The organism is Pseudomonas phenolilytica (assembly GCF_021432765.1).
Classification (GTDB): domain Bacteria; phylum Pseudomonadota; class Gammaproteobacteria; order Pseudomonadales; family Pseudomonadaceae; genus Stutzerimonas; species Stutzerimonas phenolilytica.
The window spans coordinates 266,447-281,471 of sequence record NZ_CP058908.1 but is presented as its reverse complement, the minus strand read 5'-3'; the positions used below and the strand labels follow the sequence as shown (position 1 = coordinate 281,471).

The 15,025-nt window shown below is 65.1% G+C and carries 15 protein-coding genes; 6 read left to right on the top strand and 9 right to left on the bottom strand.

From position 1 onward, the window contains the following. Positions 1–173: 173 nt before the first annotated feature. The 5 genes from accC to HU825_RS01425 form a co-directional block, all read right to left on the bottom strand. Positions 174–1,523: an acetyl-CoA carboxylase biotin carboxylase subunit gene (accC, locus tag HU825_RS01445; protein WP_043298125.1), complete on the bottom strand. Its 1,350-nt coding sequence runs from the start codon at positions 1,521–1,523 to the stop codon at positions 174–176. Between the two features lie 17 nt (positions 1,524–1,540). Beyond that, on the bottom strand, positions 1,541–1,996 hold the full coding sequence (gene accB, locus HU825_RS01440) for an acetyl-CoA carboxylase biotin carboxyl carrier protein (protein WP_043298124.1): 456 nt from the start codon (positions 1,994–1,996) through the stop codon (positions 1,541–1,543). 75 nt (positions 1,997–2,071) lie between these two features. Next, on the bottom strand, positions 2,072–2,515 hold the full coding sequence (gene aroQ / locus HU825_RS01435) for a type II 3-dehydroquinate dehydratase (protein WP_043298123.1): 444 nt from the start codon (positions 2,513–2,515) through the stop codon (positions 2,072–2,074). Positions 2,516–2,665: 150 nt separating this feature from the next. Next, positions 2,666–4,447, bottom strand: a complete 1,782-nt coding sequence (locus HU825_RS01430; protein ID WP_234302766.1) for a protein-disulfide reductase DsbD — start codon at positions 4,445–4,447, stop codon at positions 2,666–2,668. A gap of 46 nt (positions 4,448–4,493) precedes the next feature. Continuing rightward, positions 4,494–4,832, bottom strand: a complete 339-nt coding sequence (locus tag HU825_RS01425) for a Rieske (2Fe-2S) protein (RefSeq protein ID WP_043298121.1) — start codon at positions 4,830–4,832, stop codon at positions 4,494–4,496. A 119-nt stretch (positions 4,833–4,951) separates the two neighbouring features. On the opposite strand from HU825_RS01425, the gene HU825_RS01420 reads away from it, so the two are divergent. The 3 genes from HU825_RS01420 to HU825_RS01410 are packed head-to-tail and all read left to right on the top strand — an operon-like array spanning position 4,952 to position 7,651. Further along, complete coding sequence (locus HU825_RS01420; protein WP_043298120.1) at positions 4,952–5,995, top strand: FecCD family ABC transporter permease; 1,044 nt, start codon at positions 4,952–4,954, stop codon at positions 5,993–5,995. Further along, positions 5,989–6,756 carry a heme ABC transporter ATP-binding protein gene (locus tag HU825_RS01415; protein WP_077681961.1) on the top strand — a complete coding sequence of 256 codons (768 nt, stop codon included), beginning with the start codon at positions 5,989–5,991 and terminating at the stop codon, positions 6,754–6,756. The genes HU825_RS01420 and HU825_RS01415 overlap by 7 nt, the downstream gene beginning before the upstream one ends. A gap of 10 nt (positions 6,757–6,766) precedes the next feature. Beyond that, positions 6,767–7,651: a ChaN family lipoprotein gene (locus HU825_RS01410; RefSeq protein ID WP_234302765.1), complete on the top strand. Its 885-nt coding sequence runs from the start codon at positions 6,767–6,769 to the stop codon at positions 7,649–7,651. Between the two features lie 198 nt (positions 7,652–7,849). Here the strand turns inward: HU825_RS01410 and HU825_RS01405 are convergent, their stop codons facing one another. From HU825_RS01405 to HU825_RS01390, 4 genes are all read right to left on the bottom strand, one after another. After that, positions 7,850–8,647, bottom strand: a complete 798-nt coding sequence (locus tag HU825_RS01405; RefSeq protein ID WP_234302764.1) for a cyclic nucleotide-binding domain-containing protein — start codon at positions 8,645–8,647, stop codon at positions 7,850–7,852. Between the two features lie 104 nt (positions 8,648–8,751). Continuing rightward, the gene (locus HU825_RS01400; protein ID WP_043298116.1) at positions 8,752–9,018 is read right to left on the bottom strand and encodes a TfoX/Sxy family protein; all 267 of its coding nucleotides are present in this window, start codon (positions 9,016–9,018) and stop codon (positions 8,752–8,754) included. 18 nt (positions 9,019–9,036) lie between these two features. Continuing rightward, positions 9,037–9,831 carry a class I SAM-dependent methyltransferase gene (locus HU825_RS01395; protein WP_234302763.1) on the bottom strand — a complete coding sequence of 265 codons (795 nt, stop codon included), beginning with the start codon at positions 9,829–9,831 and terminating at the stop codon, positions 9,037–9,039. Between the two features lie 70 nt (positions 9,832–9,901). Beyond that, on the bottom strand, positions 9,902–11,464 hold the full coding sequence (locus HU825_RS01390) for a bifunctional aminoglycoside phosphotransferase/ATP-binding protein (protein WP_234302762.1): 1,563 nt from the start codon (positions 11,462–11,464) through the stop codon (positions 9,902–9,904). A 158-nt stretch (positions 11,465–11,622) separates the two neighbouring features. On the opposite strand from HU825_RS01390, the gene mrcB reads away from it, so the two are divergent. Genes mrcB through HU825_RS01375 form a run of 3 tightly spaced genes read left to right on the top strand, consistent with a single transcriptional unit; the run spans position 11,623 to position 15,018 of the window. Further along, positions 11,623–13,935 carry a penicillin-binding protein 1B gene (mrcB, locus tag HU825_RS01385; protein WP_077681956.1) on the top strand — a complete coding sequence of 771 codons (2,313 nt, stop codon included), beginning with the start codon at positions 11,623–11,625 and terminating at the stop codon, positions 13,933–13,935. 58 nt (positions 13,936–13,993) lie between these two features. Next, positions 13,994–14,698, top strand: a complete 705-nt coding sequence (locus HU825_RS01380) for a tetratricopeptide repeat protein (RefSeq protein ID WP_054095243.1) — start codon at positions 13,994–13,996, stop codon at positions 14,696–14,698. Continuing rightward, on the top strand, positions 14,698–15,018 hold the full coding sequence (locus HU825_RS01375; RefSeq protein ID WP_054095242.1) for a YqcC family protein: 321 nt from the start codon (positions 14,698–14,700) through the stop codon (positions 15,016–15,018). The genes HU825_RS01380 and HU825_RS01375 overlap by 1 nt, the downstream gene beginning before the upstream one ends. Positions 15,019–15,025: the final 7 nt, after the last annotated feature.

Genomic DNA, 15,025 nt, shown 5'->3' with positions numbered 1-15,025 from the left:
CTGGAGGGCGTGGGTCGCGGCCAGTGCAGGGGATGGGCGAAGGTGGGGCGAAGGTTCTTTCCACCGCAGGTGCTTGGGGGTAGGTGAAAAACCGCCGCGCGACCTTGTCATTCGGCGCCACAAACGACAGGGGCTGCCCGAAGGCAGCCCCTGTGTCAGCGCAGAGCCGTGGCTCAGTGCTTGTCCATACCCAATTTCTTTTCCAGGTAGTGGATGTTCACGCCGCCCTTACAGAAGCCTGCATCGCGCACCAGGTCGCGGTGCAGCGGGGCGTTGGTCTTGATGCCGTCGACGATCAGCTCGTCCAGGGCATTGCGCATGCGGCCCATCGCCTCGTCGCGGTTGGCGCCGAAGGTGATCAGCTTGCCGATCAGCGAATCGTAGTGCGGCGGTACCGCATAACCGTCGTAAAGGTGCGAATCGACGCGCACGCCGTTGCCGCCCGGCGCGTGGAAGTGCTTCACCTTGCCCGGGCTGGGCATGAAGGTGCGCGGGTCTTCGGCGTTGATGCGGCATTCCACGGCGTGGCCGCGAATGACTACATCTTCCTGTTTGATCGACAGCTTCTGGCCGCCACCGATCAGCAGCATCTCCTTGACGATATCGACGCCGGTGACCATCTCGGTGACCGGGTGCTCGACCTGCACGCGGGTGTTCATCTCGATGAAGTAGAAGTTGCCGTCTTCATAGAGAAACTCGAACGTGCCGGCGCCGCGGTAGCCGATGTCGATGCAGGCCTGGACGCAACGGGCCTGGACCTTGCGGCGGGCTTCTTCGTCGATCAGCGGAGCAGGGGCTTCCTCGATCACCTTCTGGTGGCGGCGCTGCAGCGAGCAGTCGCGGTCACCCAGGTGGATGGCATTGCCCTGGCCGTCGGCGAGCACCTGGATCTCCACGTGGCGCGGGTTGGTCAGGAATTTTTCGAGGTAGACCATCGAGTTGCCGAAGGCTGCACCGGCTTCGTTGCGGGTCAGCTTGGCCGAGGCGATCAGATCCTCTTCCTTGTGCACCACGCGCATGCCGCGACCACCGCCGCCGCCGGCGGCCTTGATGATCACCGGGTAACCGACTTCACGGGCGATCTTCAGCGCCAGCTGTTCGTCTTCCGGCAGCGGGCCATCGGAGCCCGGCACGGTCGGTACACCGGCTTTCTTCATGGCGTGCTTGGCCGACACCTTGTCACCCATCAGACGGATCACGTCGGCGGTCGGGCCGATAAAGGTGAAGCCGGATTTCTCCACCTGCTCGGCGAAGTCGGCGTTCTCGGCCAGGAAGCCGTAGCCGGGATGGATGCCGTCCGCGCCGGTGACCTCTGCCGCGGCGATGATCGCCGGGATGCTCAGGTAGGACTGAGCGGAGGAGGCCGGGCCGATGCACACCGACTCATCGGCGAGCGACACGTGCATCAGATCGCGGTCGGCAGTCGAATGGACCGCTACGGTCTTGATGCCCAGTTCCTTGCAGGCACGCAGCACTCGCAGGGCGATTTCGCCGCGGTTGGCGATCAGTACTTTTTCCAACATCGCAGGCTCTCCGCGGTTCAAACGATGGTGAACAGCGGCTGGTCGTATTCGACCGGCTGACCATTCTCCACCAGGATGGATTCGATGGTGCCGCCGATTTCGGCCTCGATGTGGTTCATCATCTTCATGGCTTCGACGATGCAGAGGATGTCGCCTTTCTTGACGGTCTGGCCGACTTCGACGAACGCCTTGGCCTCCGGCGAGGATGCGCGGTAGAAGGTGCCGACCATCGGCGAGCGAACCACGTTCCCGTTCAGCTTCGGTGCTGCCGGAGCGGCATCGGCAGCCGGCGCGGCGGCGACTGGAGCAGGGGCCGGAGCGGCAGGGGCATGCGCGTAGACCGGTTGCTGCATCGCGACTTGCTTGCTGTGGCGGCTGATACGTACGGACTCTTCACCCTCGTGAATCTCGAGCTCGTCGATACCGGACTCTTCCAGCAGTTCGATCAGTTTCTTGACTTTGCGAATATCCATGAAGCATTGACTCCCAGGTAAGTTCAAAGGGCATTGCTGCGCGCGTCTTCGAGGTCCGGCATGAGCACAGGCCTGTCAGGAAGCGGCGAGTTGTTCCAGGGCGGCCTCCAATGCCAGTCGGTAGCCGCTGGCGCCAAGGCCGCAGATCACTCCTACCGCTACGTCGGAGAAATAGGAGTGATGGCGGAAAGGTTCACGCTTGTGCACGTTGGACAAGTGCACTTCGATGAATGGGATGCTCACGGCCAGCAGCGCGTCACGTAATGCGACGCTGGTGTGGGTGAAGGCAGCCGGATTGATCAGGATGAAGTCGACGTCTTCGTCGCGAGCGGCGTGAATGCGCTCGATCAACTCGTATTCGGCGTTCGATTGCAGATGCAGGAGGTGATGGCCGCCGTCGCGCGCGCGCTGTTCCAGATCCTGATTGATCTGCGCCAGCGTCACGGCGCCATACACACCGGGTTCACGGGTGCCGAGCAGGTTGAGATTGGGGCCGTGGAGCACGAGCAGCGTGGCCATTGGCGGTCCTTGTTGTTCTGGGCAAACGGCGGCGCGCGATGCGCCCACCGGAAAGGGGAAAAACTATGCCCGAAGCAAGGGCTGACTGTCCAGTCATGCAGCGATCGCCGGAAATGCCCGCATTATGACTGGAGATTGCTGCAACAGTCCCTAGAGCGAGCTCTCGGCGCGATCCAGCCGCTCGCCGAATTCCCGGGCGTCCAGTTCGCCGACGACGCGGACGTCCTTCAGTTCGTTGCCGGCGCGATCAAAGAACAGGATCGCCGGTGGACCGAACAGCTGGTAGCGGTCGAGCAGGGCGCGCTGCTCGGCGTTGCTGTCGGTGATGTCGAAACGGATCAGCCGATAACCAGCCAGCCGCGGCGCCACCTGTGGATGGGCAAAGACCTCGCGTTCGAAAACCTTGCAGCTGACGCACCAGTCGGCGTACCAGTCCAGCATCAGCGGCTGGCCAGCGGCGCGTGCGGCGGCCAGTTGTGCATCGAGTTCGGCCGTGGTGGCAAGGGTCAGCCAGCCATCGCCGGTCGCGCTGTCGGCCCGCACTGCGCTGGACTGGGGTAACGGCCGCAGCGGATCGGAGTTGCCCTGCAGCGCACCGACCCAGGCCGCCAGCGCGTAGACCAGCAGGACCAGTCCCAGCAGCTGCGCAAGCTTCTGCCGCGCGGTTTTCTGGGTGAACTCCAGGGTGCCGAGGAACAGCGCCGAACCGGCGGCGAGCAGACCCCACAATGCCAGCGCCAGCGGACCGGGCAACACGCGTTCGAGCATCCATACCGCGACTGCCAGCAGCAGGACGCCGAAGGTATTGCGCACACTGACCATCCACGGACCACTTCGGGGCAGCAGCGCGCCGCCGCCGGTGGCGAACAGCACCAGCGGTGCACCCATGCCCAGGCCCAGGGCGAACAGCTTCAGGCCGCCGCCCAAGGCATCGCCGCTGGCGCTGATGTACAGCAGGGCACCGGCCAGCGGCGCGGAAACACAGGGCGATACCAGCAGGCTGGAAATCGCCCCGAGCAGCGCCGCGCCGGTGAACGAGCCGCCGCGGGCATTGCCGGCGACGCGATCGAGACGCGCCGACAGCGCCTGCGGCAGGCGCAGTTCGAACAGGCCGAACATGGCCAGCGCGAAGGCGACGAAGAACAGCGCGAAGGGCACCAGAATCCACGGCGACTGCAGGCGCGCCTGCAGATTCAGTTCGGCGCCGAATACGCCCATCAAAGCCCCGAGCAGAGCGAAGCCGCCCGCCATCGGCAGAACATAGGCCAGCGACAGCAGGAAGCTGCGCATGCCGCCCGTTTGGCCGCGCAGCACCACGCCGCTGAGGATGGGCAGCATCGGCAGCACACAGGGGGTGAACGTCAACCCCAGACCGGCGAGGAAGAACAGCCCGATCGCCCGCCAGGAAAGCTCGCCCTTTGCCTCTGGCGCATTCGGCGCGGCGGTAGATGCGGCGCCGATACCGCCGATGGTCAGATTCTCGGTTTCCGGCGGATAGCACAGTCCCTTGTCCGCGCAGCCCTGGTAGCTTACCTGCAGCGTGAAGGGGCGCTGCTCTGGATTGTCGACCGGCACCTCGATATCCAGTACGCCGTAGTAGACCTCCACCTCGCCGAAGTAGTCGTCGGTCTTCTGCTCACCGGCCGGCAGTTGCGCCTCGCCGATGGTGACGCCCGGTTCCTGGGTCTTGAATGCGAAGCGGTGGCGATAAAGGTAGTAACCCTCGGCGGCGACGAAACGCAGCTTCACCTGTGTTGGGGAGCTGTCTACCAGGCTTAGGCGAAAGGCCTCGCGCACCGGCAGGAAGTCCGCGCTGTTGTTGAGCGGGGCGCCGAGCGGGGCGCCAAGTGTGGGGCTTGGCTTACTGTCGAACAAACCGGCGCTGGCGGGCAGCACGACGAGGAAAAGCAGCAGGGTCAGCAGACGGCGCATGGCGATCTCACAGAAAACGTTGGCGCATGATAACCAAGCCGGGCGTTCAGGACTCGCGTTGTATTGTCTCGTCGTGCAACCAGATCACCCCCTCGCGTTCGCTGCCGATCAGCGGTCGCAGCCCCTGGCCGGCGCAGGGGCCGGCGACGCATTCGCCCGATTCGATCAGGAACAGCGCGCCATGGGTCGCGCATTGCAGGAGACTGCCGCTGCTGTCGAGGAACTGGTCGGGCAACCACTCAAGTGCGATTCCGCGGTGCGGGCAGCGATTTTCGTACAGGTACGGCACGCCGTCACGACGCACAGCCAGCACGCGGATCTGCGGCAGGACGAAACCGCGGCTCTGGCCTTCGACCAGTTCGTTCGACGCGCATAGACGGATCATCGGGGCTCCTCGCTCGGCCGGCGATTATCGCGCATCGGCGCGCGGCGGCACAGCGGGGCTGGCGGCGGCGGCAGCGCTCTCTATATGCTTGCCCGTTCATTTACTGGCGGACCAACCGGATGGGGCCTGTCCTTCACGCGCGCACACTGTTCCTGTCGCTCGGCCTGTTGCTGCCGCTGGTGCTGTGGCTGTCGCTGGCACTGGGGCCGGTGTCGCTGCCGCTGGGCGACACGCTGCGCGTGATCCCGGGACTGCTCGGCCTGGTACCGGATGATCCGCAGCTGGCGCAGGCCGCGCTGATCGTCGGCCAGCTTCGGCTGCCGCGTGCCTTGCTGGGGCTGGCGGTAGGCGCCGTGCTGGCGCTTTCCGGAGTAGCCATGCAGGGGCTGTTTCGCAATCCGCTGGCCGATCCGGGACTGATCGGCGTGTCCAGCGGCGCGGCGCTGGGGGCGGCATTCGCCATCGTCGGCGGCGCATTGCTCGGCGGGTTGCCGGAGGCACTCGAGCCGTACCTGTTGTCGCTGTGCGCGTTCGGCGGTGGACTGTGCGTCACTGCGCTGGTCTATCGGCTGGCGCACCGGAGCGGCCAGGCGGAGGTTTCGACCATGCTGCTTGCCGGCATCGCCCTGACCGCGTTGGCCGGCGCCCTGATCGGACTGTTCACCTACCTGGCCGACGATGCCACGCTGCGCATGCTGACCTTCTGGAATCTCGGCAGCCTCGGCAGCGCCAGCTACGGCCGGCTGTGGCCGCTGCTGTTGGTCACCGGTATTGTCGCGCTCTGGCTGCCCACTCGCGCCAATGCGCTGAATGCGCTGCTGCTGGGCGAATCTGAGGCGCGACATCTCGGTTTCGAGGTTGAGCGGCTCAAGCGTGAGCTGGTGCTCTGTACCGCGCTGGGTGTCGGTGCGGCGGTGGCAGCCGCCGGGATGATCGGCTTCATCGGGCTGGTAGTGCCGCATCTGGTGCGCCTGCTGGCCGGTCCGGACCATCGTGTGGTGCTACCGGCGTCGGCCCTGGCCGGCGCGAGTCTGCTATTGCTCGCCGATCTCGTTGCGCGGCTGGCATTGCAGCCGGCCGAATTGCCGATCGGCATCGTCACCGCGCTGCTCGGCGCACCATTCTTTCTTTATCTGCTGCTGCGAAGGCGTGCCCGATGCTGACTGCAACAGGGATTGCGGTGCGGCGCGGCGCGCGGCTGGCCGTGAAGGAGATCGATCTGCGGTTGCACGCCGGAGAGCTGTTCGGTGTGCTCGGTCCCAACGGCGCCGGCAAGAGCAGCCTGCTCGGTGCGCTGAGCGGTGAGCTGTCGACCGCTGCCGGGGCGGTGTCGCTGCACGGTCGCGCCTTGGTCGACTGGCCGGCTCGCGAGCGGGCGCGTCATCTCGCGGTGTTGCCACAAAGCTCGACGCTGAACTTTGCCTTCCGCGTGGACGAAGTGGTGGCGCTGGGGCGTTTGCCGCACGACAGCGGGCGTGAGGCGGATGCGCGAATCGTCACCGAAGCGCTCGAGGCGGCCGATGCCGCGCATTTGCGTGCGCGCAATTATCTGGAGCTATCCGGTGGCGAGCGCCAGCGCGTGCATCTGGCGCGGGTGCTGGCGCAACTCTGGCCGGGGGGCGAGGGGCAGGTGCTACTGCTCGATGAGCCGACTTCCATGCTCGATCCGGCGCACCAGCACAGGGTCCTTCGGGTGTTGAGGGATGTCGCGGGCCGCGGCGCGGCCGTGTTGGTGATCCTGCATGATCTGAACCTGGCCGCGCGCTATTGCGACCGCCTGCTGCTGCTTGCCGAAGGCTGCAACCGCGCGAGCGGGACGCCGCGTGAGGTTCTGCGGGCCGACCTGCTGCAGAGCGTCTTCGACTTGGAGGTGCTGGTGCAGCGTCATCCGGAGCGTGATCATCCACTTATCATTGCCCGTTGAGGAGCTAGCCTTGCGCATTTTCGTCTTGCCGTTGTTGCTGCTGTTGCTTTCGGCTTGTCAGACGTTGCCTCCATTGCCCGAATGGCAGAGCCCGGAGGGGCGCGGGCACGCAGACCTTGGGGCGATCGTCGATCTGCGCAGTGGCGAGCGGCTGAGCGCCGCACAGCTGGTCCAGCGGCTGGCGGAGGCGGATTACGTGCTGGTCGGCGAGCGCCATGACAATCCCGATCATCATGCGCTGCAGCTCTGGCTGCTGCAGGCGCTGGCCGAGCGGCGCAGTCAGGGCAGCCTGCTGCTGGAGATGCTGACGCCGGAGCAGCAGCTCGCGGTGGCTCGGACGCAAACGCAGCTGCGTCGCGGCGAGCCGGTGGAGGATCTACCGACCACCTTGGCCTGGTCACCAGGGTGGCCATGGAGGCTCTACGGTCCGCTGGTCAGCTATGCGCTAGCGCAGCCTTTCTCGCTTATGCCAGCGAATCTGACGCGCGCCGAGATCGGCCAGATCTACCGGGAGGTTCCGCACCTGCCCGATGGCGAGTCCACGCGTGCCGAGGTTGCTGAGGCGTTGCGCGCGCAGATCGTCGACTCTCACTGCGGAATGCTGCCGGACAGCCAGGTGCCGGCCATGCTGGCGGTGCAACAGCAGCGCGACCGGCGCATGGCCGCACGCCTGCTGGCGGCGCCGAAGCCGACGATGTTGATCGCCGGGGGCTTTCACGCGCGCCGCGATCTCGGTGCGCCCTTGCACCTGCGTGATCTCGGGGGCTCGGGCAACGTCCAGGTGCTGATGCTTGCCGAGGTCGGCGAACGTGTGGCGGCGCAGCAGGCGAATTTCGTCTGGTACACGCCGGCGCAGCCGGCCAAGGACTACTGCGAACAGATGCGCAAGCGCTGAGCAACCGGGACATGTTTGCCGGACAAAAAAAGACCCGACAGAGTCGGGTCTAAAACCGTGATTAGCCTGATGAGGAGATAACCTGAAAGTCCGACTGCCTGGGCCTTCAGTTACCGGCTGATCTCGCGACCAGTTGAGGTAATAGTAACAATTCTCATTAGCAAGTCAACGCTTGAGATGAAAGAATTTTCGGCGTCGTCATGCTGGAACGGCCAAGCGTAACTGAGTGACTTCCTTGTTCAGCAGATCGATGCGTCGCGCCATGCTTTCGATGAGGCTGTGGGCGATACGGGGATTGTTCTGTGTGAGGCTGAGGAATTGCTCTTTGGGAATCACCATGACGGTGCATGGTTCGCTGGCAACTACAGTGGCGTTGCGCCTTTCGCGCGTAAAAACGGCCATCGCCCCAAAAATCTCGTCCTTCTGCACATCGCCGACTTTCTGCCCGTCGACGAGAGCTTCCGCGCGGCCGTCGACGATGATGAACACGTTGTCGGCCTCATCGCCCTGACGGATCAGTTCGTCGCCGGCAGCGAAATGGCGGAACCCGGTGGCCGGTCTGACGTCCGGCTGACGCAGACGCGCCAGGGCATCACCGAGCAGCGCGGTGTGTCCGCTGAGGTACTGGATGAGCAGCTCCTGGCGGTGCGCGTCGGCTTGGATATGCGCGAGCACTTCGCTGCGGGCGTAAGGAATCAGGCGGACAGGTTCATCGCTGCAGTACCGGCAGGGCGGCAGTTCGCTGCCCTGATGCAAGCCGAGGAGATCGCCTTCCTGCAGATAGAACAGTGGTTTGTCATCGATTCGCGCATGCAGCAGGCCACTGTCGACGAGATACAGCCGTTCGGCGGCCAGTTCGCTGCCGAGGTCGTCGCTGTGCCCGTACTCGATGGGCGCAGCGCAGGGGGGCAGCCCGTCGAGCAACTGGCCCGGAATACTCTGCAGAAGGCTGATCAGACGATCGGCATAGGCCGGTTGCTCTCCGAGTAGATACATGTCGGTAATCCTTGAACGAACAGGCGAAATCGATGGCTGATGCGGTTGGCGCACAATAGGCACGGCCTTTGGGGGAGTAAATCCTGGCCGGTGGAGGTTGTGAGCTAGCTCTTATTGTGACCTTCGTCGAGAAGCCGGTTCAGCTCGTCCTTCAGCGACGTCGGAAGCTCCTGCCAAGGCAGATCGCGCAGCGCGCCTTCGATGGCATACAGGAGTACGCGGGAGGCGCTGAAACCGCGGGCCTTGACCGCCCGGTAAGAGCCTACCGCGCCGAGACGGCGCAGGTCGGCGGCGGTATGAATGCCGGAGGCGTGCAGCCACTGTGAGGAAGTCTTGCCGAGGTTGCGCAGGGTGAGCAGTTCATCGTGCATGGCAGCTTCCTTGCGTAGCTACTGGGTGGAATAACCTGCAAGAAAATGGAGTGGCCAACGAACGCGTCGTGACGCCTGCACATCGCCCCACGCCTCGCGCAGCGAAGCCTGTACGATGGCAATCGGGTCGCTGCCGTGCGTTTGCTGCCACTTCGTCACGGCCGACCAGGTACGCAGGTAGCCGATCAGCTGATCGAAGCTCCAGGTCGCCTCGAGGGCGAAGGGCGGAACGGCGAGTCGCGCGAAAGGCAGATGAATGTCCCGATAACCGGCGTCGACGCTTGCGCGGCCGGTCGGCCAGTATCCGGCGAGCGTCTTGCCGTGCAGTCGATTGACGATTTCGTCCAGCGCCGGATCAATTTCCAGCAAGCTATAGCACCAGGCGCAGAACAGCCCGCCCGGTTTCAGCGCCCGGCGCGCCTGGGCAAAGAAGGCCGGCGAGGCGAACCAGTGCAGCGCCTGGGCCACCACGATCAGATCCAGCTGGTTGTCCTTGAGCGGCAACTGTTCGGCCTCCGCGACGAATCGCTCGACGGACTCCCAGTGCGCGCCTGCATCCAATTGCGCGGCGCTGGCGTCACAGGCGAGCACGCGACGGAAGTGCTGCTGCAGCGGCAGGCTGGCCTGGCCATTGCCGGCGGCGATATCCAGCGCCATGCCGGTTTGCCGGCATTGACCGGCCAGCCAGGCGAACAGGCTGGCTGGGTAATGCGGGCGAAACTGCGCATAGCCGCTGGCGCGTACCGAGAACAGTTCGACGCTGTCACGTGCGGCCTGAGGTGCGGGCGGTGTGGGCGTGGAGCAGCCGGACATGTTCGGTTTCCGCGTAGAGGTGCGTGTGAGTATAGAAGGGGCGCCACGATCTGCTCGCGGTGCCCCTGGCTCAGACGCCCGGCAGATGCTGGCGAATGGCTTCGACCAAGCTGTCGAGGCTGCCGGCATCGTGGGTGTCGATGCGCCGGCTGCGCGACTGTTCCTGCTCGCTGAGCGGATCGCGACCGGCTTGCTGCGCACGGATCACCTCCTGCGTGGCATCCGAAGGGTCACCCCCCTCGGCCTGGCGCTGCGCGAGCCACTGATCCAGCACCGCATCCGGCGCATGGCAGTCGAGGATCAGAAAGGGTACGCCGGTGGCTTCGGCAATCTGCCAGGCCGCTTCGCGCTGCGCCTGCTTGAGGTATGTCGCGTCGATGACGACCGGAAAGCCAGCGAGCAAGGCGTGTTCGGCAAGCTGGTGCAACCGCTGGTAGGTCGCTGCGCTGGCATCCTGACTGTAAATGCCGGCGTTGAGGTGGCCTTGCTGGTCGGCCGCCTGCACCCCGTACAGGCGCTTGCGCTCGACATCCGAGCGCAGGCGCACGGTGCCCAGGGCTTCGACCAGACGCAGCGCCACATGGCTCTTGCCGACGGCCGATACACCGTGGGTGATCGCCAGAAAGCGCGACGGGATGGCGCTGTAGCTCTCCGCGAGGTTGGCGTAGCTGCGGTACTGACGCAGGATCACCTTGCGCTCCACCGCGTCCTGCTCCTGATACAGACGGAACAGGCTGACCTTGGCGCGCACCAGGGCACGATAGGCCTTGTACAGGTTGAGCAGCTCGAGCGCGGCGTAGTCGCCGGTGTGCTCCAGCCAGCCATTGAGGAAGCGTCGTGCCTGGCATTTCAGGCCGCGGTCCTCGAGGTCCATCGCGAGGAAGGCGGCATCCGAAGCGATGTCGATCAGGCGGAACGGCTCGTTGAATTCGATGCAGTCGAACAGCACCACCTCGCCGTCGATCAGTGTGGCGTTGCCCAGGTGCAGATCGCCGTGACATTCGCGGACGAAGCCTTCCTGGCAGCGCCGCTGGAGCAGCGGCCACAGACGGCTGATGCTGGTTTCGGTCCATTCCTGCAGGGCGTCGAGCTGACGCAGATCGGCGTCTTCGCTCAGCAATGGGCGAATCTGCTCGAAGTTCTGTCGCATCGGCGCGACGATCGCCTCGGGTGTGTTGAGCGGGTGATTAGCGGCCACCTGCGGGGTCTGCAGGTGGAAGGAGGCGATCTGCCGCGCCAGCGCATCGATGTGAGCGTCGGTCAGCTCGCCGCGCGCCTGGATTTCCGCCAGCAATTGCGATTGCGGAAATTCGCGCATTTTCAGCGCATATTCAATGGGGGCACCCGCGCCATTCAGCTGCGGCGCCTGTTCGCTACCGGTGATCGGCAGCACCTCCAGGTACAGGCCGGCAGCCATGCGCTGGTTCAGGCGCAGTTCTTCTTCGCAGAAGTGCTTGCGTGCCGCCAGCGCAGTGAAGTCGAGAAAGCCGAAGTCCACCGGCTTCTTGATCTTGTAGGCGAATTGGCCGGTGAGAATGACCCAGGAGATGTGTGTTTCGATGACCCGCAAGTCGTTGACCGGATGCGGATAGAGGGCCGGATTCTGCAGGGCGGCGATCAGTGCTTGGCTCACGGTCTTTCCTTGTTGAAGTTGTTGAAAGCAGCGTGGCGCTTCGCTGAGAAGCCCGTCACGCGGTCGAAAACCCCGGCATTATGGCGACTGAGGCCCAGGCTGCAAACCGCCGAGAGGGCGTCTGACCGTCACGGCAAAGCTGCGTATAATGCGCCGCCATGACTAGATCCCGCTCTTCCCGTACCCGCTCGAAACGCCGTGCCGGTGGTGCTCGCCCTTGGTTGGGGTGGGTGCTGAAACTCTCTATCGTCGGCGTGGTGATCCTCGCCGGATTCGCCATATACCTGGATGCCGTGGTGCAGGAGAAATTCTCCGGCAAGCGCTGGACCATCCCCGCCAAGGTCTACGCTCGGCCGCTCGAACTGTTCGTCGGGCAGAAGCTGGCCAAGGACGACTTCCTCACCGAACTCGACGCGCTGGGCTATCGCCGCGAGAAGGCTGTCAGTGGTCCGGGTAGTGCTTCGGTCGCCGGCAACAACGTCGAGCTGCATACCCGCGGCTTCCAGTTCTACGAGGGCGCGGAGGAGTCGCAGCGAGTGCGCGTGCGCTTTTCCGGTGACTTCGTCGCGGGGCTCAATCGTGCCAACGGCGGCCAGCTGGCAGTCGCGCGGCTCGAGCCGCTGCTGATCGGCGGGCTGTATCCGGCGCATAACGAGGATCGCATCCTGATCAAGCTCGATCAGGTGCCGCCGTATCTGGTGGAGACGCTGGTGGCGGTCGAAGACCGCGAATTCTTTGAACATTTCGGCGTATCGCCCAAGTCGATCGCTCGCGCCGTGTGGGTCAACCTGACGGCCGGCCAGGTGCGTCAGGGCGGCAGTACGCTGACCCAGCAGCTGGTCAAGAACTTCTATCTGACCAACGAGCGCAGCCTCAGCCGCAAGGCCACCGAGGCGATGATGGCGGTGCTGCTGGAACTGCATTACGACAAGCAGGAGATTCTCGAGGCCTACCTCAACGAGGTGTTCCTCGGACAGGACGGTCGACGCGCGATTCATGGCTTCGGTTTGGCCAGCCAGTACTTCTTCGGCCGGCCGCTGGCCGAGCTCAAGCTGCATCAGGTGGCGCTGCTGGTGGGGATGGTCAAGGGGCCGACCTATTACAACCCGCGGCGCAATCCGGAGCGCGCGCTGGAGCGTCGCAACCTTATTCTCGACATGCTGGCCGAGCAGCAGGTGGTGACCGCGGAGGAGGCCGCGGTGGCCAAGCAGTTGCCGCTCGGGGTTACGCAGCGCGGCAGCATGGCGGACAGTTCCTATCCGGCGTTTCTCGATCTGGTCAAGCGCCAGCTGCGCGAGGACTACCGCGAAGAGGACCTCACCGAGGAGGGGCTGCGCGTCTTCACCAGCTTCGATCCGATTCTGCAGCTCAAGGCTGAGTCGGCGATGAGCGAGACGCTCAAGCGCCTCGGCAAGGGTGCGGAAGCCGTCGAGGGCGCGATGCTGGTGACCAACCCGGAAACCGGCGAGATCCAGGCCATGCTCGGCAGTCGGCAACCGGGCTATGCGGGCTTCAACCGGGCGTTGGATGCGGTGCGGCCAATCGGCTCGTTGATCAAGCCGGCGATCTATCTCGCCGCGCTGGAGCGGCCCAGTCAGTACACGCTGACCAGCCTGCTGGAGGACGAGCCGTTTTCGGTCAAGGGTGGCGACGGCAAGGTCTGGAAGCCGCAGAACTATGGTCGCCAGGCCTATGGCACGGTATACCTGTATCAAGCGCTGGCGAACTCCTACAACCTGTCGACAGCGCGTCTGGGGCTCGATCTCGGTGTGCCGACTGTGCTCAAGACGCTGGCACGCCTTGGCGCCACGCCGGACTGGCCGGCCTATCCGTCGATGCTGCTAGGAGCCGGCGGCTTGCGGCCGATCGAGGTCGCGGATATGTACCAGACCCTTGCCAACGGCGGTTTCAACACGCCGTTGCGCGGCATTCGCAGCGTGCTGACCGCCACCGGCGAGCCGCTCAAGCGCTACCCGTTCCAGATCGAGCAGCGCTTCGATGCTGGCGCTATCTACCTCACGCAGTACGCAATGCAGCGGGCGATGCACGAGGGGACCGGGCGCTCGGCCTACAACCGCCTGCCACGGTCGCTGAATCTGGCCGGCAAGACCGGAACCACCAACGATTCGCGCGACAGCTGGTTTGCCGGCTTCAGCCAGGATCTGCTGGCGGTGGTCTGGCTTGGTCGCGACGACAACGGCAAGACCTCGCTGACCGGCGCCACCGGGGCGCTGCAGGTCTGGACCGATTTCATGCGCCGCGCCGATCCGCTGCCGCTGAACATGCCGCTGCCGGACAATGTCGTGCAGGTCTGGGTCGACTCCGGTAGCGGCCAGGCGACCGACCAGCGCTGCCCGGGCGCGGTGCAGATGCCCTATATTCGCGGCAGTGAGCCGGCCGCCGGGCCTGGCTGCGGGCTCCAGGCACCGGCCGAATCGGTCATGGACTGGGTACGAGGCTGGCTGCAGTGATTCGCCGGATTTGGCTATTCGCGTTTTTTAAGAGGTTTGCAGATTGAACAGGCAATGGATGATCTTACTGGCCGCCGCGGCCCTGCTTCCCGGATGCGCCACGGTTGACCGACGGGCGATCCCGGTGGTTGATGCGGGTGCGCCGGTTTCCGAAGAAATGGCCGCGCGCCAGGCGTACCGGGCGCCGGGCGGCGCTCCTGCGCCCCGGGCGCTGCCGGAGGATTCCGGTGTGACGGTAATGGTGCCGCAGGGCACTTCGGCGCCGCTGCAGACTTACGCAGCACCGGATGGCGGCATCGTCGGCTCGATCGATCCTGCGCCGATGACTCAGGGTGCGTGGAATGCTGCACCGCCGTCCGCACCCTCCATGGCCGCTCCAGCGCCCGCGCCGCAGCCGAGCGGCATTCCCTCTTCGCGCGGCCTTTCGGCCGACGAACAGCTTGACGGCCCGGTGCTGGCGCTGTTGACCACCGCACAGCAGTTGCAGGGCAGTGGTGATCTCAACGGCGCCGCCTCCAGCCTGGAGCGCGCGCAACGGATCGCTCCGCGTGAGCCGCAGGTGCTCTACCGCCTGGCACAGGTGCGGCTGGCGCAGGGCGATGCGGTACAGGCCGAGCAGCTTTCCCGTCGCGGTCTGAGCTACGCCAGCGGACGACCTGCTCTGCAAGCCAGCCTGTGGGAGCTGATCGCCCAGGCGCGGGAACGCCAGGGTGATGCCGCGGGTGCGGCCCAGGCGCGCGAGCGCGCCAAGGTCGCGCTGTAATGGACGAGCGGCTAGCGGACGTGGCGCAGCAGTTGCTGCTGATCGAGCGGGAATTGCGTGTGCTCGGGCTGTGGGCGTCAGTGCCGCCGTCGCCCGTGGCGCTGGCTAGCGCTGAGCCGTTCTGTGTCGACACGCTGGAGTTCGAGGAATGGCTGCAGTGGATTTTCCTGCCGCGGATGAAGGTGATTCTTGAGGAGGGTCAGCCTTTGCCGTCGGTGTCCGGTATCCATCCGATGGCAGAGGTGGTGTATCGGGAGCGCCCCGTGGGGGGCTTGCTTGCTGCTCTGCTCGAATTCGATCGTCTGATTGCCAACGAATAACGCCGCG